Annotated in this window: 17 protein-coding genes; 7 read left to right on the top strand and 10 right to left on the bottom strand. The window is 56.9% G+C overall.

Annotated elements, in window-relative coordinates; all coding sequences use genetic code 11:
• The first annotated feature begins 97 nt into the window (after positions 1–97).
• The 3 genes from adk (at position 98) to P349_RS05630 (ending at position 3,197) form a co-directional block, all read left to right on the top strand.
• Positions 98–742, top strand: a complete 645-nt coding sequence (gene adk, locus P349_RS05620) for an adenylate kinase (RefSeq protein ID WP_006809841.1) — start codon at positions 98–100, stop codon at positions 740–742.
• A gap of 125 nt (positions 743–867) precedes the next feature.
• Complete coding sequence (gene hemH / locus P349_RS05625; protein WP_032646187.1) at positions 868–1,830, top strand: ferrochelatase; 963 nt, start codon at positions 868–870, stop codon at positions 1,828–1,830.
• A gap of 62 nt (positions 1,831–1,892) precedes the next feature.
• Entirely contained in the window at positions 1,893–3,197 is a 1,305-nt protein-coding gene (locus tag P349_RS05630; protein WP_024906855.1) for an inosine/guanosine kinase, read from the top strand.
• A gap of 92 nt (positions 3,198–3,289) precedes the next feature.
• Here the strand turns inward: P349_RS05630 and ybaL are convergent, their stop codons facing one another.
• Positions 3,290–4,966, bottom strand: coding sequence for a YbaL family putative K(+) efflux transporter (gene ybaL / locus P349_RS05635; RefSeq protein ID WP_032646188.1), 1,677 nt, complete (start codon positions 4,964–4,966; stop codon positions 3,290–3,292).
• A 229-nt stretch (positions 4,967–5,195) separates the two neighbouring features.
• Positions 5,196–6,416, bottom strand: a complete 1,221-nt coding sequence (locus P349_RS05640; RefSeq protein ID WP_032646189.1) for an MFS transporter — start codon at positions 6,414–6,416, stop codon at positions 5,196–5,198.
• A gap of 169 nt (positions 6,417–6,585) precedes the next feature.
• On the opposite strand from P349_RS05640, the gene ushA reads away from it, so the two are divergent.
• Entirely contained in the window at positions 6,586–8,238 is a 1,653-nt protein-coding gene (gene ushA / locus P349_RS05645; RefSeq protein WP_032646190.1) for a bifunctional UDP-sugar hydrolase/5'-nucleotidase UshA, read from the top strand.
• A gap of 92 nt (positions 8,239–8,330) precedes the next feature.
• Here ushA and ybaK read toward each other — a convergent pair whose 3' ends face one another.
• From ybaK to copA, 3 genes are all read right to left on the bottom strand, one after another.
• Positions 8,331–8,810, bottom strand: coding sequence for a Cys-tRNA(Pro)/Cys-tRNA(Cys) deacylase YbaK (gene ybaK / locus P349_RS05650; RefSeq protein WP_032646192.1), 480 nt, complete (start codon positions 8,808–8,810; stop codon positions 8,331–8,333).
• A gap of 199 nt (positions 8,811–9,009) precedes the next feature.
• Entirely contained in the window at positions 9,010–9,804 is a 795-nt protein-coding gene (locus P349_RS05655; RefSeq protein ID WP_032646193.1) for a TraB/GumN family protein, read from the bottom strand.
• Positions 9,805–9,854: 50 nt separating this feature from the next.
• Entirely contained in the window at positions 9,855–12,353 is a 2,499-nt protein-coding gene (gene copA / locus P349_RS05660) for a copper-exporting P-type ATPase CopA (protein WP_032646194.1), read from the bottom strand.
• A gap of 108 nt (positions 12,354–12,461) precedes the next feature.
• Here copA and cueR point away from each other — a divergent pair, with 108 nt between their 5' ends.
• Positions 12,462–12,872 carry a Cu(I)-responsive transcriptional regulator gene (cueR, locus tag P349_RS05665; RefSeq protein WP_024906861.1) on the top strand — a complete coding sequence of 137 codons (411 nt, stop codon included), beginning with the start codon at positions 12,462–12,464 and terminating at the stop codon, positions 12,870–12,872.
• Here cueR and P349_RS05670 read toward each other — a convergent pair.
• The 3 genes from P349_RS05670 to P349_RS05680 are packed head-to-tail and all read right to left on the bottom strand — an operon-like array spanning position 12,869 to position 15,116.
• Positions 12,869–13,321, bottom strand: a complete 453-nt coding sequence (locus P349_RS05670; RefSeq protein ID WP_032646195.1) for an NfeD family protein — start codon at positions 13,319–13,321, stop codon at positions 12,869–12,871. The genes cueR and P349_RS05670 overlap by 4 nt on opposite strands.
• The gene (locus P349_RS05675) at positions 13,318–14,232 is read right to left on the bottom strand and encodes an SPFH domain-containing protein (RefSeq protein WP_024906863.1); all 915 of its coding nucleotides are present in this window, start codon (positions 14,230–14,232) and stop codon (positions 13,318–13,320) included. Before P349_RS05675 ends, P349_RS05670 begins: the two co-directional genes overlap by 4 nt.
• Before the next feature lie 44 nt (positions 14,233–14,276).
• On the bottom strand, positions 14,277–15,116 hold the full coding sequence (locus P349_RS05680; RefSeq protein WP_024906864.1) for a hypothetical protein: 840 nt from the start codon (positions 15,114–15,116) through the stop codon (positions 14,277–14,279).
• A gap of 143 nt (positions 15,117–15,259) precedes the next feature.
• On the opposite strand from P349_RS05680, the gene fetA reads away from it, so the two are divergent.
• Both fetA and fetB read left to right on the top strand, forming a co-directional pair.
• Complete coding sequence (gene fetA / locus P349_RS05685) at positions 15,260–15,931, top strand: iron efflux ABC transporter ATP-binding subunit FetA (RefSeq protein WP_032646196.1); 672 nt, start codon at positions 15,260–15,262, stop codon at positions 15,929–15,931.
• Positions 15,924–16,706 (top strand): iron efflux ABC transporter permease subunit FetB, encoded by a 783-nt coding sequence (fetB, locus tag P349_RS05690; RefSeq protein ID WP_032646198.1) that lies wholly within the window; start codon positions 15,924–15,926, stop codon positions 16,704–16,706. The genes fetA and fetB overlap by 8 nt, the downstream gene beginning before the upstream one ends.
• A 48-nt stretch (positions 16,707–16,754) precedes the next feature.
• On the opposite strand, the gene P349_RS05695 is transcribed toward fetB, so the two are convergent.
• Together P349_RS05695 and P349_RS05700 are read right to left on the bottom strand one after the other, a co-directional pair.
• Positions 16,755–17,609, bottom strand: a complete 855-nt coding sequence (locus P349_RS05695) for a co-chaperone YbbN (RefSeq protein ID WP_024906867.1) — start codon at positions 17,607–17,609, stop codon at positions 16,755–16,757.
• 58 nt (positions 17,610–17,667) lie between these two features.
• Positions 17,668–18,438 carry an SDR family oxidoreductase gene (locus tag P349_RS05700; protein ID WP_014882827.1) on the bottom strand — a complete coding sequence of 257 codons (771 nt, stop codon included), beginning with the start codon at positions 18,436–18,438 and terminating at the stop codon, positions 17,668–17,670.
• Positions 18,439–18,444: the final 6 nt, after the last annotated feature.

Genomic DNA, 18,444 nt, shown 5'->3' with positions numbered 1-18,444 from the left:
CGTTTCAGCCTTCCTGCCTTCCTTGAGCGATGCCCGTTCTGGTGGTATTGTTTAGCGCTTTTGAAAAATTGAAACGACTTTTGAGGGGATTTTCGCAATGCGTATTATTCTGCTTGGCGCTCCGGGCGCGGGTAAAGGAACTCAGGCTCAGTTCATCATGGAGAAATACGGTATTCCGCAAATCTCCACCGGTGACATGCTGCGCGCCGCTGTTAAATCTGGCTCCGAGCTGGGTAAACAAGCGAAAGACATCATGGACGCAGGCAAGCTGGTGACCGACGAGCTGGTGATTGCTCTGGTCAAAGAGCGCATTGCTCAGGAAGACTGCCGTAACGGTTTCCTGCTGGACGGCTTCCCACGCACCATTCCTCAGGCTGACGCCATGAAAGAAGCGGGCATCAACGTGGACTACGTTCTGGAGTTCGACGTACCGGACGAGCTGATCGTTGACCGTATCGTTGGTCGTCGCGTACACGCTGCTTCTGGCCGCGTTTACCACATCAAATTCAACCCACCTAAGGTTGAAGGCAAAGACGACGTGACCGGCGAAGAGCTGACCACCCGTAAAGACGATCAGGAAGAGACCGTGCGCAAGCGCCTGGTGGAATACCATCAGATGACTGCGCCGCTGATCGGCTACTACACCAAAGAAGCGCAGGCGGGTAACACCAAATACGCGAAAGTTGACGGAACTAAAGCCGTGGCTGACGTACGTGCAGAGCTGGAAAAAATCCTCGGCTAATTGCATTTCTCTCACCCGGGTCCTCCGGGTGAGAAATATTCTCATCTTACCTATTACAGCAATGGGTTTCGTTTAAACGCATTTCCGCTACAATTGACAACCTATCAAATGGTTAAGAGGCGTGAATGAGTCAGGCGAAAACCGGCATCCTGCTTGCCAATCTGGGCACCCCAGAAGCACCTACATCAGACGCGGTAAAACGCTACCTGCGACAGTTTTTAAGCGACACGCGCGTCGTGGATTTCCCGAGACTGCTGTGGTGGCCGCTGCTGCGTGGCGTCATTCTGCCGATTCGTTCTCCGCGCGTCGCCAAACTCTATCAGTCCGTGTGGATGGAAGAGGGCTCACCGCTGATGGTTTACAGCCGTCGTCAGGAAAAAGCGCTGGCCGCCCGCCTGCCGGACATGCCCGTTGCGCTCGGTATGAGCTACGGCAAACCCTCCCTGGAAAGTGCGGTGGAATCCCTGCTGGCGCAGGGCGTGGACCATATCGTCGTGCTGGCGCTCTACCCGCAATACTCCTGCTCGACGGTGGCCGCCGTCTGGGACGAGCTGGCCCGCATTCTGGCGACCCGCCGCCGCATTCCGGGTGTGACCTTTATTCGCGACTACGCGGATAACGAGCTCTACATCAAGGCGCTTGCCAACAGCGCGCGCGCGTCGTTTGAAAAGCACGGCGAGCCGGATCTGCTGCTGCTTTCCTATCACGGGATCCCGCAGCGTTTCGCTAACGAAGGGGACGATTACCCCCAGCGCTGCCGCGATACCACGCGCGAGCTGGTCTCCGCCCTTGGCCTGCCGCCGGAGAAGGTGATGATGACCTTCCAGTCGCGCTTCGGCCGCGAGCCGTGGCTGACGCCGTACACCGATGAAACCCTCAAAATGCTCGGCGAGAAGGGCGTGAAGCATATTCAGGTGATGTCGCCGGGCTTCTCGGCAGACTGTCTGGAAACGCTGGAGGAGATCGCGGTGCAAAATCGGGAATTTTTCCTGGAGGCTGGCGGCGAAAAGTACGAGTACATTCCGGCGCTTAACGACTCGCCTGAGCATATCGACATGATGGTCTCGCTGGTGACGAACAGCCGCTGATCGCACTCCGGGCCGGGTTTGTGCTACCATTCCCGGCCCATATTCTTCGTACAGTTCAGACCATGAAATTTCCCGGTAAACGCAAATCCAAACACTACTTCCCCGTCGATGCCCGCGATCCGCTCCTGCAGCAAATCCAGCCAGAAAATGAAACCAGCGCGGCGTGGGTCGTCGGTATCGATCAGACGCTGGTGGACATTGAAGCGAAAGTGGATGATGCGTTTGTCGCCCGTTACGGTCTGAGCGCCGGGCACTCGCTGGTGATTGAGGATGACGTTGCCGAAGCGCTGTACCAGGAGCTGGTGCGCGAAAACCTGATTACCCATCAGTTCGCCGGTGGCACCATCGGCAATACCATGCACAACTACTCCGTGCTGGCAGATGACCGCTCGGTGCTGCTCGGCGTGATGTGCAGCAATATCGAAATTGGTGGCTATGCCTACCGCTATCTCTGCAACACCTCCAGCCGTACCGATCTGAACTACCTGCAGGGCGTTGACGGGCCGATTGGCCGCTGCTTCACGCTGATCGGCGAATCCGGCGAGCGTACCTTTGCCATCAGCCCTGGCCACATGAACAAGCTGCGCGCCGAGAGTATTCCTGAAGAGGTGATCGCGGGCGCCTCGGCGCTGGTGCTGACCTCCTACCTGGTGCGCTGCAAGCCGGGTGAGCCCATGCCGGAAGCGACCATGAAGGCGATTGAGTACGCGAAGAAATACAACGTGCCGGTCGTTCTGACGCTGGGCACGAAATTCGTTATCGCCGATAACCCGGAGTGGTGGCAGGCCTTCCTGAAAGAGCACGTCTCGATTCTGGCGATGAACGAAGAAGAGGCCGAAGCGCTGACCGGTGAAAGCGATCCGCTGCTGGCATCTGATAAAGCGCTGGACTGGGTGGACCTGGTGCTCTGCACCGCTGGCCCGGTTGGGCTGTATATGGCAGGCTTCACGGAAGAAGAGAGTAAACGCAAGACCCAGCACCCGCTGCTGCCCGGCGCGATTGCCGAGTTTAACCAGTACGAGTTCAGCCGCGGTATGCGCCATCAGGATTGCATCAACCCGCTGCGGATCTACTCTCACATCGCGCCTTATATGGGCGGGCCGGAGAAGATCATGAACACCAACGGCGCGGGCGACGGCGCGCTGGCCGCGCTGCTGCACGACATCACCGCTAACGCCTACCACAAAACCAACGTGCCGAACTCCAGCAAGCACAAGTTCAGCTGGCTGACCTATTCGTCGCTGGCGCAGGTGTGTAAGTACGCCAACCGCGTGAGCTATCAGGTATTGAACCAGCACTCACCGCGCTTAACGCGTGGTCTGCCGGAACGGGAAGACAGCCTCGAAGAGGCGTATTGGGATCGGTAAATGTAAAAAGGCAACGTAAGTTGCCTTTTTTAATGTTTGTTCCCTCTCCCCGTGGGAGAGGGCCAGGGTGAGGGAATCAGACCGCACCAAACTTACCCCGTCACCGCCTCTTCAACTGGCGGTTTTTCCAGCAGCGTCAGCATGGTGTTAGCAATCTCGCGCTCGCCCATCACCACCTTATCTGCACCGCGCTCGGTAATGTACTCCACCTCGTCGTCATAGTGCGCCCGGGCGATAATCTCAATTGTTGGGCACTTCGCGCGTGCGGAAGCCACAATCTCACCCGCTTCATAGCCGTTAGGAATGGTCAGCAGCAGCCAGCGGGCGCAGTCCAGATGCGCCAGATTCATGATCTCTTCGTTCGCCGCATTGCCCAGCACCGCACGAATACCGCGCTCGCGCAGCTCGTCGACGCGGGTGCGTGAGGTCTCAATCACCACCAGCGGAATGCCCTGTGCCATCAGCTTTTCACCGAGCAGGCTGCCCACGCGGCCAAAGCCGACCAGCAGAGCGTGGTTGCAAATATCAACCGGGATCTGCTTCTCTTCTTCGATGGCCTCTTCGAGCGTCTGCTCTTCCAGCGTTTCGGTTTTATCGAGGTATTTTTCCAGCAGGGCAAACAGCACCGGGTTCAGCATGATCGACAGGATCGCCCCCGCCAGCACCAGGTTTTGCCCCGCCTGCGGCAGCAGATTCAGAGTCATGCCCAGACCGGCCAGAATAAAGGCGAACTCACCAATCTGTGCCAGGCTGGCGGCAATGGTCAGCGCCGTCCGCGGAGAGTGACCGAACATTCGCACCAGGAAGAAGGCGGCAAGCGACTTACCAAAGATGATGATCGCCAGCGTGCCCAGCACGGCCAGCGGTTGATGGATCAGGACCATCGGGTCAAACAGCATCCCGACGGAGACGAAGAACAGCACGGCGAAGGCATCGCGCAGCGGTAGCGTATCGTGCGCCGCGCGGTGGCTCAGCTCGGACTCGTTCAGCACCATCCCGGCGAAGAACGCACCCAGGGCAAAGGAGACATCAAACAGCTCAACGGCACCAAAGGCGATGCCCAGCGCCAGCGCCAGCACGGAGAGGGTAAACAGCTCGCGTGAGCCGGTCGCCGCGCTGCGGGACATGATCCACGGTACCAGACGGCGGCCCACCAGCATCATGATGGCGATAAACGCCACAACCTTACCAATGGTGATGCCCATATCCAGCGCCAGCGAGGCGAAGCCGACGTTGTCTTTTTCCATCATCCCGGCGACGGCAGGCAGGAGTACCAGCGTCAGGACCATGACCAGGTCTTCCACAATCAGCCAGCCAATCGCGATCTGCCCGCGCTGGCTGTCAATCAGCTGTCTCTCCTCAAGCGCGCGCAGCAGCACCACGGTACTGGCGGTTGAGAGACACAGCCCAAATACGATGCCGGTCATCAGCGACCAGCCCAGTACGGCCGAAAGCGCCATCCCCAGCAGCGTCGCCACCCCTATCTGGGCGATCGCTCCCGGTATGGCAATCGACTTTACCGCCATCAAATCCTTCAGGGAAAAATGCAGACCGACGCCAAACATCAGCAGAATCACGCCCAATTCCGCCAGTTCAGGTGCCAGTTTGGTATCCGCAACGAAACCTGGCGTGAACGGTCCCGCCAGAACACCTGCCAGCAGATAGCCGACAAGAGGAGAAATACGCAGTTTATTGGCAATCATGCCGAGGATAAAAGCGAGCACAAGTCCACCAACAATGGTGGTGATAAGCGGTGTGGCGTGGTGCATTCCGTCTCCTTTCGTTGTGGGTGTTCCTTTTTGGCGAAAACCAAAAAACCGAGTAATAGTTTATGACAATTTTTACCCTTATGTTTATGAATAATTGTTGAAGTTTGAATAAAACAGCAATATGCACGTAAAAAAGCGCATTTTGATAAATTCAGAGAGGGGATGAAGAAGAAACCCTTATGGCATCAGGGTGTCAGGTAGCCAAAGTAAAACTTTGGCTACCCGTAATTCAGACTTTATGCCGGTTATCAGGCAGGAATATGGTTAACATCCCAAGAAGCGGCAGGAAAGCGCAGATTTTATAAACCAGGAAGATGCTGGTGTGATCCGCAACCATCCCTAACACCGCTGCGCCAAGCCCGCCCATGCCGAAGGCGAAACCGAAAAAGAGTCCGGAAACCATACCGATACGGCCAGGCAGCAGCTCCTGGGCATAAACCAGAATGGCGGAAAACGCAGAAGCGAGGATAAAACCAATAATCACGGTTAAAATCCCCGTCCATTCAAGGCTCGCGTACGGCAAAATAAGGGTAAACGGCGCCACGCCGAGGATAGAGCCCCAAATGACATATTTACGCCCAATCTTATCACCCACAGGCCCGCCAATGACCGTACCGGCCGCGACGGCGAACAGGAAGGCAAACAGATGGATCTGCGCGTTTTGTACCGATAATCCGAATTTTTGCATCAGATAAAAGGTGTAATAGCTGCTGATGCTCGCCATATAGAAGTATTTCGAGAAAATCAGCACCAGCAATACGGCAACCGCCAGGATAACCTTATTGCGCGGCAGGGGATTAATAACCTTCGCTTTAGGTTTCCCTTTGTTCACGCGATGCTGCGCGGCATACCAGCGGCTGATTTGCGCCAGCACGATAATCGCCAGCAGTGCGGCCAGTACAAACCAGGCCACGTTGCCTTTGCCATACGGCGCGATGATCACCGCCGCCAGCAATGGGCCCAGGGAGCTACCAAAGTTACCGCCCACCTGGAAAAGCGACTGCGCCAGGCCGTGACGACCACCGGACGCCATCCGTGCTACGCGGGAGGACTCCGGATGGAACACGGAAGACCCGGTGCCCACCAGCGCGGCGGCAACCAGCACCGCTTCAAAACTCCCCGCCATGGCCAGCAGCACCAGCCCGCTTAAGGTAAAGCACATGCCAATCGGCAGCGACCACGGCATCGGGTATTTATCCGTCCAGTAGCCCACCACCGGCTGCAGCAGCGACGAAGCCAGCTGGAAGGTCAGGGTGATCATCCCGATCTGCACGAAGGTGAGTGAGAACTCAGACTGCAGCAGCGGATAAATCGCCAGAATCAACGACTGGATCATGTCGTTGAGCAGGTGCGAGAGACTGATTGCGCCTAAGACTTTAAAGGAGGTGCGCGATGCAGGCGGCGACGCCGGCGCGCCCGGAACGGGCTGGGTTGATTCACTGATTGCCATAGAGAGAAGTACCACGTCTTTAGTTATTAGAGATGCAGGGTGTAATTATTATCCGACTAACATACCCGCCCGGGACATTTGAAGAAAGTCGCAATTATGAAAACTAATTTGTCTATTCTTATTAGTCACTGTAATTTCTGCCTTTGTCTATTGGTCAGGGAGAGAGAAGATGAAGTTAATGAAGCGGGGCGTCGCGCTGGCGCTCATCGCGGTGTGGGGGCTGGTAAGCCTGCCCGCGCAGGCGTATGAAAAAGACAAAACCTATAAAATTACCATTCTGCATACCAACGACCACCACGGTCACTTCTGGCGCAGTGAATACGGCGAATATGGCCTGTCGGCACAAAAAACGCTGGTGGATGGCATTCGCAAAGAGGTGGCGGCTCAGGGCGGCAGCGTACTGTTGCTCTCAGGCGGTGATATTAATACCGGCGTGCCGGAATCCGATTTGCAGGACGCCGAACCCGACTTTCGCGGCATGAATCTGATTGGCTACGACGCGATGGCAGTCGGTAACCATGAGTTTGATAATCCGCTGACCGTGCTGCGTCAGCAGGAAAAATGGGCCAAATTCCCGTTCCTCTCCGCCAATATTTATCAGAAAAGCACCGGCGAACGCCTGTTTAAACCCTGGGCGCTGTTTAAGCGTCAGGATCTGAAAATCGCGGTCATCGGCCTAACCACTGACGATACGGCGAAAATTGGCAACCCTGAGTTCTTCACCGATATCGAATTCCGTAAACCGGCAGACGAAGCGAAGCTGGTGATTCAGGAATTGCAGCAAAACGAAAAGCCGGACGTGATTATCGCCACCACCCACATGGGCCACTACGATAACGGCGAGCACGGTTCCAATGCGCCCGGCGACGTCGAGATGGCGCGCAGCCTGCCGGCAGGCTCGCTGGCAATGATTGTGGGCGGTCACTCACAGGATCCGGTGTGTATGGCCTCGGAGAACAAAAAGCAGGTGGACTACGTTCCGGGCACGCCGTGCGCGCCGGACCGTCAGAACGGTATCTGGATCGTACAGGCGCACGAGTGGGGCAAATACGTGGGTCGTGCAGATTTCGAGTTCCGTAACGGCGAGATGAAGCTGGTCCACTACCAACTCATTCCGGTCAACCTGAAGAAGAAGGTCACCTACCCGGACGGGAAAAGTGAGCGCGTACTTTACACGCCTGAGATTGCAGAGAACCAGCAGATGCTCTCCCTGCTGACGCCGTTCCAGAACAAAGGCAAGGCGCAGCTGGACGTGAAGATTGGCACGCTCAATGGCCGCCTGGAAGGGGACCGCAGTAAAGTTCGCTTCGTGCAGACCAACATGGGCCACCTGGTGCTGGCGGCGCAAATAGCGCGCACCGGCGCTGACTTTGGCGTAATGAGCGGCGGTGGCATTCGTGATTCCATCGAAGGCGGAAACATCACCTATAAAGACGTGCTGAAGGTACAGCCGTTCGGCAACGTGGTGGTGTATGCGGATATGAGCGGGAAAGAGGTGATTGAGTACCTGACCGCCGTGGCGCAGATGAAGCCAGATTCCGGGGCCTATCCGCAGTTTGCCAACGTCAGCTTCGTCGCGAAAGACGGCAAGCTTAACGACCTGAAGATCAAAGGCGAACCGGTTGACCCGGCTAAAACGTACCGTCTGGCGACGCTAAGTTTCAACGCCACGGGCGGCGACGGCTATCCGCATATTGATAATAAACCGGGATACGTGAATACCGGCTTTATCGATGCCGAAGTGCTGAAGCAGTTCATCGAGCAGAATTCACCGATTGACGTGAATGCGTATGAGCCGAAAGGCGAGGTGAGCTGGCAGTAGTGCGGGGATTTTGTGCCGGGTGGCGGCTTCGCCTTACCCGGCCTACATCCGAACCGTAGGCCCGGTAAGCGCAGCGCCACCGGGCAATTTCCTCAATCCCGGCGCGCAATATCCGCAAATTTAGCGTCCAGCATTTTCGCCAGATCGTCCGCCGCCAGCTCAATATCCAGCCCGCGTTTGCCGCCGGATATAAAAATGGTCTCAAATTCCTGTGAGGGTGCATCGATCAGCGTCGGCAGGCGTTTTTTCTGTCCGAGCGGGCTGATGCCACCCACCAGGTAGCCCGTGGTGCGCTGCGCCACCATCGGATCCGCCATATCCACCTTCTTCGCCCCCAGCGCTTTGGCGACTTTCTTAAGGTCCAGCTGTCCTGCCACGGGAGTCACCGCGACGGCGAGGTGCTTCATATCGCCGTTCACCGCCACCAGCAGCGTTTTGTAAACCTGGTCAGCGTTCAGCCCTAGCTTGCGCACCACTTCATCACCAAAGTTGGTCTCGTTCGGATCGTGATCGTAAGTGTGGATCCGGAAAGAAATGTTGTTTTTTTCGAGTAATTTAACGGCGGGAGTCATAGCTATCCTTCTTACGACAGACAAATCATGCCAACAGCATACGCCTGACGTTTGTCTAAAAAATAGCACCATCTTGCGCAATAGTATTGGCAGTGATGGTCACTTTGAGCGACAATCGGCTCAACCGAAGGTCTCCTTCGGCATAATAAAAACGATGAAATTCCTCTTTGACGGGCCAATAGAAATATTGGCCATTTTTTTATTTCAGCAACGACGGCAAGTTCCCTTCTCCGTACAAATGTAACGCCCCGACCGCCACCACGTAACGCCCCGCAGGTAAGGCATGCAGCGTCTGCCGCCAGGCTTTATTGCGCGCGTTCATCAGCACATCATACAGCGATTCGCTGAACGTCGACGGTAATGCCAGCTTACCGTCCTCAGGCGGCGCATCCAGCCACCAGCCAATCATGGTCTGCAGCAGGCGCGCGTTGGTGTGCCAGTGGGTCAGCGTATCATCCAGCAGCATCAGACCGTCGTCGGGAAGCTGCCGCAGAAGCGCAATCTGGCTGTCCGTCCCCTCCAGCTCGATGATGGGCAAACTGCGCGCCCTTGCCACGTTCAGCAACTGGTAATCGATGCCGTAATCACCGCGCAGGCCCAGACGCTGCGCCTGCGTAGCCTGTAATACCATCGCAATTTGCCAGAGCGGCAGGGTGTCAATCATGGAGAGCGAGACGCCGGTTTCCTCGGCGACGCGCGTCAGTTCCGCAAGCTGGGTTTCATCCAGGCGCTCCGCCAGGGTGAGATCGCTCTCGAGCCCGGCAAACGGTGACTCCTGACCCGAAATGTCCGCCTCAACGACCAGCGCATCGGCGTGTTTCAGCAGTTTAATCAGGCCGGGGGGCAGGGGAGACATATCCTGCGTGCCCATATGGATGCTGCCAACCAGGTGCAGGTGTTGCCCGCCGGGGAGCGAGATATCCAGACCGGGCCAGGCGTAACGGCGAGGGAAAAGGGCGCGAAACGATGTTTTTATACGATTAAACAGACCCATACGCGCTCCATGAACGGAAAGGTTCATGCTAGCGCGTACGGGTACAAGGTTCAATCCTTCGGTTTAAAGCGCAGCAGGCGGTTGGCGTTGCTCACCACGGTGATGGAGGAGAGCGCCATCGCCGCACCTGCGACCACCGGGTTAAGCAGCGTGCCGGTCAGCGGCCACAAAATACCGGCAGCAATCGGGATGCCGAGTGAGTTATAGATAAACGCCCCCAGCAGGTTCTGCTTCATGTTGCGCAGCGTGGCTTTTGAAATGGCCAGCGCGTCGGCAACGCCCATCAGGCTATGGCGCATCAGCGTGATGGCAGCGGTTTCAATGGCGACATCGCTCCCGCCACCCATCGCAATCCCCACGTCAGCCTGGGCCAGCGCCGGGGCATCGTTGATGCCGTCGCCGACCATCGCCACCTGACGACCCTGACTTTGCAGTTTCTTAATGGCGTCCGCTTTACCGTCCGGCAGTACGCCCGCAATCACCTCATCAATTCCCGCTTCTTTCGCGATGGCGTTGGCGGTGGTCGGGTTATCCCCGGTCAGCATTACCAGACGGTAGCCGGCACGGTGCAGGCGCTGCAGGGCGTCCACGCTGTCCTGGCGAAGCGGATCGCGCACGGCCAGCAGCGCGGCGGCTTTGCCATCCACCGCCAGCAGAACCGGCGTGGCGCCCTGAGACGCCTGCGCTTTCAGCTCGCTTTCCAGCGCGGTGGTATCAATACCGTTTTCATTGAGCAATGCCTGGTTGCCCAGCAGCAGCACGTGGCCTTCTGCTTCGCCGCTGACGCCGAGCCCGCGCAGGGTGCGGAAATTGCTGACCTGCGGCAGGGCAGACTCACTCGCTTTATCGAGAATGGCGCGCGCCAGCGGATGGCTGGACCCTTGCTCCAGCGCGGCGGCGAGGCGCAGCGCGTTCTCTTCCGTAATGCCGACCGTGTGGACGGCCACCACCTGCGGTTTGCCTTCCGTCAGCGTGCCGGTTTTATCAAACACCAGCGTGTCGAGGGTGCTGGCCCGCTGCAGCGCGTCCGCATCCCGCACCAGTACGCCAAATTCGGCCGCGCGGCCTACGCCGGAGATGATCGACATCGGCGTCGCCAGACCAAGGGCGCAAGGACAGGCGATGATCAGTACCGTGGTGGCGATCACCAGGGTATAAACAATCTGCGGCGCGGGGCCGAAAACATACCAGATCGCCGCGCTCAGCAGGGCAATACCGACCACCACCGGCACAAAAATGGCCGAGATTCTGTCAGCAAGCTGGCCAATTTCCGGCTTGCTGCTCTGCGCCTGGCGCACCATGCGGATAATACGCGACAGCGTGGTGTGGCTGCCGACGGCGCTGGCGGTGAACAGCACGCTGCCGTCCTGCACGACCGTACCGGCATGCACGGCGTCGCCGTCTGATTTCTGCTGGGGGATCGGTTCCCCGGTCAGCATCGCTTCATCCAGCCAGGCTTCGCCCTGGGTTATCTTACCGTCAACGGGAACGCGATCGCCGGTGGTCAGACGCAGCGTCATGCCCGGCTGAACCTCAGCCAGCGGGACGCTCTTTTCCCCTTCGTCCGTGACCACGCGGGCCGTCGGTGGGGTCAAATCGAGCAATCTTTCCAGCGCTTTCGAGGAGCGCTGACGGGCGCGGGCTTCCAGCATATGGCCTAAGTTAATCAGGCCGATAATCATCGCGCTGGCTTCATAATAGAGATGCCGCGCTTCCATCGGGAACCACTGGGGCCAGACGTTCACGCTCATCGAATAGAGCCATGCTGCGCCGGTACCGAGCGCCACCAGCGTATCCATTGTCGCGGTGCGGTTTTTCAGGCTCTTCCAGGCGCTGGTATAGAAATGTCCGCCTGCAAACACCATCACCGCAAGGGTAATCAGACCAATCACCAGCCACAGCGTGCGGTTGTCGTCGGTAACCATCATGTTGTCGCCGATCATCCCCCACACCATCACCGGAATACCGACCAGCAGGGCAACGATGGCCTGCCAGCGGAAGCGCTTCATGGTGGCGATAGCCGTTTCCTGCTGGCGCTCGCGGCGCTCGGCATCATCTTCGATGGCCTCCGCCCCGTAGCCCGCTTTCTCAACGGCTTGCACTAAATCTGCGGCGGAGGCGCTGCCCATCACCAGCGCAGTACGCTCCGCAAGATTGACCCGTGCCTGCGCGACGCCCGGTACGGCCTGCAAGGCGTTTTGTACCCGGGTGACGCAGCTGGCGCAGCTCATGCCGTTGATCAGCAGCTGTTGGCTGTCATCAATATCATCAGCTACCGGAAGCTCAGGAGTGGCCGCTGTCAGTGCTTCCGACGGGGATGATGACTCTGCCAGCGGTTTAGCCTTTGGGTGGCTTAACTCCGCCCCGTAACCGGCCTGCTTGATGGTATCGATCAGCGCATCCGCGCTAGCGCTGCCGGTGACGGCGGCATGATCGATAGTCACCTCAGCGCTTTCAATGTCAGGGCGCTGTTCCAGGCTTTCTTTAACGCGTTTGACGCAGTGGCCGCATGAGAGGCCGTCCAGCGTCAGGTCAATAGTGTGAGACATAACAAAACTCCCGTATAATATTTTGGTCAGTTGTTGACCGGAGTAACGCTTTTTACTAACTGTTATGAAGGTTAAACCTTCCATCAAGGGGAAGGTCAAGGGGGAAATGTGAATATCAGTGATGTGGCAAAAAAAACCGGCTTAACCAGCAAGGCAATCCGTTTTTATGAAGAGAAGGGACTGGTCACGCCGCCGCTGCGCAGCGAAAACGGCTACCGCAGCTATACGAAACTGCATATTGATGAGCTGACGCTACTGCGCCAGGCAAGACAGGTCGGGTTTAATCTGGAAGAGTGCGGCGAGCTGGTTAACCTGTTCAACGATCCGAAGCGTCACAGCGCCGACGTGAAAAAACGCACGCTGGAAAAGGTGGCCGAGATTGAACGTCATATCACCGAGCTGCAGGCGATGCGCGAACAGCTGCTGCAGCTCGCGGAGTCCTGTCCGGGGGATGACAGCGCCGACTGCCCGATAATCGACAATCTTGCCGGCTGCTGCCATCGTAAGGCCTCTGCCTAACAGGCTTTCACCCGCAGGGTAATGCCTTCCACCGCAATGACCTCAACCCGCGTGCCGGCGCTGAGGTCGTCGTCGGCGACCACCGGCCACGAGCTGTCGCCCACCCGCATATGCCCCCGCCCGTTTACCAGGGCGGTGTCGAGCGTAAAACGTTTGCCGACTATTTGCTGTCCGCGCTGGTTAAGGTGTGCGTCCAGCGGTTTCTGTTCGTTAACCCGCCGGTTGAGCCAGCGCCACCACAGCCAGGCGGCTACCAGCGTCAGCACGGCAAACAGTGCGCCCTGCCACGCCCACTCCAGGGGAAGGATCCAGACCAGAAGACCCGTAATGACGGCGGCAACACCGCTCCAGAGCAGGTAGCCGTTGCCGCCCAGCATCTCCGCCGCCAGCAATAAGCCACCGAGGCTTAGCCAGAAGGCATGAGGATGTGCAACGATCAGCTCAATCATTTTTTACGCTCGTTTCCGCTGTCCTTGATCAGTTCGGCAATACCGGCGATAGAGCCCATCAGGCTGCTGGCATCCAGCGGCATCATCACCACTTTGCTGTTGTTCGCCGAGCCAATCTGTTTAAGCGCGTCGGTATATTTTTGCGCGACAAAGTAGTTCACGGCCTGGATATCACCGGCGGCAATCGCCTCAGACACCATTTGGGTGGCGCGGGCTTCCGCTTCGGCCGAACGTTCACGCGCTTCAGCCTGTAAGAATGCGGACTGACGATCGCCTTCCGCTTTCAGGATCTGCGACTGTTTTTCACCTTCCGCTTTGAGGATCTCCGCCTGACGCACCCCTTCAGCTTCCAGAATATAGGCGCGCTTGGTACGCTCGGCCTTCATCTGGGCGTTCATGGAGGCGATCAGCTCCGCCGGCGGGCGTACGTCGCGGATCTCAATGCGGGTGACCTTGATCCCCCACGGGTTCGTTGCCTCGTCGACAATGTGCAGCAGGCGGGTGTTGATGCTGTCGCGCTGGGAAAGCATCTCGTCCAGCTCCATCGAGCCGAGCACGGTACGGATGTTGGTCATCGTCAGGTTGACGATCGCCAGCTCCAGGTTGCTCACCTCATAGGCCGCTTTTGGCGCATCAATCACCTGAATAAAGCAGACGGCGTCGATGGTGACGTTGGCGTTATCCTTGGAGATCACTTCCTGTGACGGAATGTCCAGAACCTGCTCCATCATATTGATCTTGCGACCAATTCTGTCCATGAACGGAACAATCAGGCTTAAGCCAGGCTGGAGTGTGTTGGTGTATCGACCGAAACGCTCAACGGTCCACTGATAACCCTGAGGGACAATTTTGACGCCGGCGCCCACGATAACCAGCGCAACGAAAATAAGGACAGGAACAACGATAAGCATAAAAACCTCCTGTTTTGCATGCTGTGATGAGTGAAAGTGTGTGTTTATTGCTCGTAAGTATAGGTAAAGTCAGAGATGAATCCATCACCCGCTTCAGCAATGGCTTTCGATAATCCCTCGTAGTAATTCTCCAGCCCCAGCGCTTCGATACGCTGGATCTGTTCGCGAATGGGGGCGCAGAACAGTACGGCATTCCCCGCTTCAACGCGTTTGTTATTCGGTGGAAGGTCGCCCGCGATGGCTTTAAACCAGGTTCTGATGCCCTGCTTTAAATTATGCGGCGCTTTTGTCAGATTATCCATGCCCGTCAGGACCTGCAGGGTAGGGAACTCATCGGCCAGCACGGCGGTTTTCATTCGTGCAAAGAACTGACGGAACAATTCAAACGATCCCAGATCGGTCACGCGTGGTTTGGTGGTTTTACCGTTCTTATTGCCGATTTTACCTGCGGCCGGAACCGCATTCACCTTTTCCAGCTCCAGCCCAAATAACAAATTACAGTGCGCGCGGCGTTCTTTCAGCGGGTAGGACATCAGCACGTCAATGAACTGAGTGGCTTTTACATCCGCAAGATTGTGGTTGATAAGCCACTGGGTGCGTGAAAATTCCGCCGGAGAGACGAACCAGTCGGGTACGTCATTGAAACGTTTTGATTTTCCCTTACCGTCAAATTCAAGGAAGTGTGTCCCGTTGTCGAAGGCGAAATAGCAATTTTTGAAGCTGCCGATCGTGGTGTTCACGATGAGCGCCTTCTTAACAAAATCCACCACCTCTGCACCAATGACAAAACGCGTGAGTTCCGACGATTTGATGACTTCCATTAATGTTTCGACATCAGGAACACCAGGCTTCAGGGAAGGAAACTCATAAAAGATATGTGCCATGTCGCATACTTCCTGTAGTGATGGTGGTGACAAATAACAAACAAAAAGTTTAACACTTGCTTTAGCGTGAGGCTATTCGCTCTGTGTGGGCGAAAGGATTATGCTACAGACGGTTATGACAAAAAGCGGTTAACGGAAGCGCAATGAACGATAAAAAAAACGTATTACTTCTCAGGGATGTCGGATTTCGGGTCGGGGAAAACACGATCCTGCAGCACGTCGGGTTTAGCCTGTCGCCAGGTGAGTTTAAGTTAATCACGGGCCCTTCAGGCTGCGGCAAAAGCACGCTGTTGAAAATCGTGGCCTCACTCCTCAGCCCGACGGAGGGAACCATTCTGTTTGAAGGACAGGATATTGCGTCGCTCTCTCCGGAAAGCTATCGCCAGCAGGTCTCCTATTGCGTGCAAACGCCCGTGCTTTTTGGCGATACGGTTTATGACAACCTGATTTTCCCGTGGCAAATCCGCAATAAAACGCCGGAGCCGGAACAGTTTATCAACGATCTGGCCCGCTTTGGCCTGGCGCAGGAGACGCTGACCAAATCCATCAACGCGCTGTCGGGCGGAGAAAAGCAGCGTGTCTCGCTGATCCGCAACCTGCAGTTTTTACCGAAGGTGTTGTTGCTTGACGAAATCACCAGCGCACTTGATGACGTCAACAAGCGCAACGTCAACGAGATTATTCATCGCTACGCCCGGGAGCAAAATATTGCCGTGCTGTGGGTGACGCACGATGCTAACGAAATAACCCATGCGGATGACGTGATTACGCTTCAGCCGCACGGCGGAAAAATGCAGGAGGCAAACCGTGGGTGAACATAACATTACCAACGAATCGCTGGCCTTTTCGATGGTGCTGGTATTGATTGCGATTGTGGTCAGCTACCGCGAAAAGCTGGGGCTGGAAAAAGATATTGTGTGGAGCATCTGCCGCGCGGTGATTCAGCTCATCATCGTCGGCTATGTGCTGAAGTATATCTTCAACGTTAACCACGCGGTGCTGACGCTGCTGATGGTGCTCTTTATCTGCTTTAACGCGGCGTGGAATGCGAAAAAACGCAGTAAATACATTGATAAAGCGTTTATCTCGTCGTTTATCGCCATTACCACCGGGACGGCGCTCACGCTGGCGGTGCTGGTGCTCTCCGGCTCGATTGAGTTTACGCCGATGCAGGTTATCCCTATCTCGGGGATGATTGCGGGGAACGCGATGGTGGCCGTTGGGCTCTGTTATAACAATCTCGGTCAGCGATTCAGCAGTGAACAGCAGCAGCTACAGGAGAAACTAAGCCTGGGGGCAACGCCAAAAGTGGCCTCGGCGCGGTTGATTCGTGAGAGCATTCGTTCATCGCTGATCCCTACGGTAGATTCCGCCAAAACGGTGGGGCTGGTGAGCCTGCCGGGCATGATGTCGGGGCTGATTTTTGCCGGAATCGATCCGGTAAAAGCGATTAAGTATCAGATCATGGTGACGTTTATGCTGCTTTCCACGGCAAGCCTGTCGACCATCATTGCCTGCTACCTGACCTATCGGAAGTTTTACAACGCGCGTCACCAGCTGGTGGTGACGCAATTAAAGAAAATGGGTTAAGCCTGTTTTGTAGGCCCGGTAAGCGTTAGCGCCACCGGGCTTTTTTTGTCAGTACAGCAGGGCGTACAGCTGACGACGATACTTCGACGCCAGCGCGTCCCCGGTGCCCAGCGCGGCCAGGATCTCCTGGAACATCTTACGCGCCTGACCGTCTGCGGCAGCGAGATCCTTTTGCAGATGGCTGAACAGCAGCTCCAGCGCCTCTTCGTTACGCCCTACCTGGTGCAGCTGCAACGCCAGCTGGCTTGCCAGCGCGGCATCCGCCGGGTTGTCGGCAACCTGCTGCTGCAACTGCTGAATTTCCGGGGTGTCCGCCGCCTGTTTCAGCAGCTCAATTTGTGCGACCAGCCCCTGATAGCGGGTATCCTGATCCTGCAGCGGAACGGTCTTGAGTACGGCTTCCGCGTCTTCTGAACGGTGCAGGGCGATCTGCGTTTCCGCCAGCAGCAGGCCAATCTGGCTGTTTTGATTCGACAGCTGCCATGCGTCTTTGAGCAGCGGCAGCGCCTCGTCGTATTTGCCTTCCTGCATCAGCGCCATGCCTTCCTGCGCCTTCAGCTCTTCTTCGCGCGGCAGCACTTTATCCAGCAGGGCGCGGATAGCCTCTTCCGGCTGCGGCCCCTGGAAGCCGTCAACAGGCTGGCCGTTCTGGAACAGATAGACGGTGGGAATGGCGCGCAGACCAAACTGGGACGCCACCATCGGCTCGGCGTCGCAGTCCAGCTTCGCGAGAATGAACTGACCGTTGTACTGGGCGGCAAGGCTTTCCAGCACCGGCGTCAGCTGCAGGCAGTGTTGGCTGCGTTCAGACCAGAAGTAGAACAGGACCGGTTTGGTCATCGACTGTTCAAGGGTCTGTTGCAGGTTAGCTTCTGTAATATTGACGATATTCTGTACGGACATGCGGCTTTCTCTTTTGTCGGTTTGTTCTTTACATGGGGATGCGCGTCGTCGCTTCAACTCAACCGTGTAAAATTTTGTCCATCATCCGGCCCGGCAGCAGGCGTTTTAACCAGCCTACCGCATGGGTGACCAGCGTCACCGGATAGCGCATTTTGGGGTGTTCGCTCTCAAAAGCATGGCGCACTTTGGCCACAACCGCTTCTGGCCCGAGGGTAAAACGTGCGGCAATGCCGGGGTTCTCGACCGGTTTATCCGCCTGCGTCTGGTTCACGTTTTCGGTAAAGCGGGTGCGGATCGGGCCAGGTTCAATCAGACTGACCTTAATACCGCTGTGGCGTAGCTCCATGCGCAGGGCGTCGGACCAGGCCTCCAGCGCATATTTGCTGGCGGCGTAGGCGCCGCGGCCCGGGGTGGAAATCAGCCCCATCACCGACGATGTCATCACGATGCGCCCTTCACCATGGGGCAGCATCGCGGGGAGCAGACGCATGGTGAGCTGATGCACGCCGAAGAAATTGGTCGAAAACTGCTTCTCCAGCGTTTCGCGGGAGAGGGTATCCAGCGGGCCATACACGCCGTAGCCGGCATTGTTAAACAGCCCGTACAGACGATTGTCGGTCAGTGCAATCACCTCATCGGCGGCGCGCTCAACGCTCTCCGGTGAGTCCATATCCAGCAGAACGCCGGTAAAGCCCAGCCCGTTCATGCGTTCGACATCGTCGGGTTTGCGGCAGGCCGCCAGGACCCGAAACCCCTGGCGCTTCAATTCGAGCGCGCTTTCCAGACCGATTCCACTGGAACATCCTGTAATTAAGACCGATTTTTGCATAACTTT

The sequence above is a fragment of the Enterobacter sp. DC4 genome (assembly GCF_000568095.1).
Taxonomy (GTDB): Bacteria; Pseudomonadota; Gammaproteobacteria; order Enterobacterales; family Enterobacteriaceae; genus Enterobacter; species Enterobacter pseudoroggenkampii.
Note: the sequence above shows the minus strand (reverse complement) of the source record. Positions and strands in the feature narration are given on the sequence as shown.

What these genes read in the sequence shown, in the direction of transcription:
- adk (WP_006809841.1), top strand. Translation starts at nt 98, where the DNA reads ATGCGTATTATTCTGCTTGGCGCTCCGGGCGCGGGTAAAGGAACTCAG.
- hemH (WP_032646187.1), top strand. Translation starts at nt 868, where the DNA reads ATGAGTCAGGCGAAAACCGGCATCCTGCTTGCCAATCTGGGCACCCCA.
- P349_RS05630 (WP_024906855.1), top strand. Translation starts at nt 1,893, where the DNA reads ATGAAATTTCCCGGTAAACGCAAATCCAAACACTACTTCCCCGTCGAT.
- ybaL (WP_032646188.1), bottom strand. Translation starts at nt 4,966, where the DNA reads ATGCACCACGCCACACCGCTTATCACCACCATTGTTGGTGGACTTGTG.
- P349_RS05640 (WP_032646189.1), bottom strand. Translation starts at nt 6,416, where the DNA reads ATGGCAATCAGTGAATCAACCCAGCCCGTTCCGGGCGCGCCGGCGTCG.
- ushA (WP_032646190.1), top strand. Translation starts at nt 6,586, where the DNA reads ATGAAGTTAATGAAGCGGGGCGTCGCGCTGGCGCTCATCGCGGTGTGG.
- ybaK (WP_032646192.1), bottom strand. Translation starts at nt 8,810, where the DNA reads ATGACTCCCGCCGTTAAATTACTCGAAAAAAACAACATTTCTTTCCGG.
- P349_RS05655 (WP_032646193.1), bottom strand. Translation starts at nt 9,804, where the DNA reads ATGGGTCTGTTTAATCGTATAAAAACATCGTTTCGCGCCCTTTTCCCT.
- copA (WP_032646194.1), bottom strand. Translation starts at nt 12,353, where the DNA reads ATGTCTCACACTATTGACCTGACGCTGGACGGCCTCTCATGCGGCCAC.
- P349_RS05670 (WP_032646195.1), bottom strand. Translation starts at nt 13,321, where the DNA reads ATGATTGAGCTGATCGTTGCACATCCTCATGCCTTCTGGCTAAGCCTC.
- P349_RS05675 (WP_024906863.1), bottom strand. Translation starts at nt 14,232, where the DNA reads ATGCTTATCGTTGTTCCTGTCCTTATTTTCGTTGCGCTGGTTATCGTG.
- P349_RS05680 (WP_024906864.1), bottom strand. Translation starts at nt 15,116, where the DNA reads ATGGCACATATCTTTTATGAGTTTCCTTCCCTGAAGCCTGGTGTTCCT.
- fetA (WP_032646196.1), top strand. Translation starts at nt 15,260, where the DNA reads ATGAACGATAAAAAAAACGTATTACTTCTCAGGGATGTCGGATTTCGG.
- P349_RS05695 (WP_024906867.1), bottom strand. Translation starts at nt 17,609, where the DNA reads ATGTCCGTACAGAATATCGTCAATATTACAGAAGCTAACCTGCAACAG.
- P349_RS05700 (WP_014882827.1), bottom strand. Translation starts at nt 18,438, where the DNA reads ATGCAAAAATCGGTCTTAATTACAGGATGTTCCAGTGGAATCGGTCTG.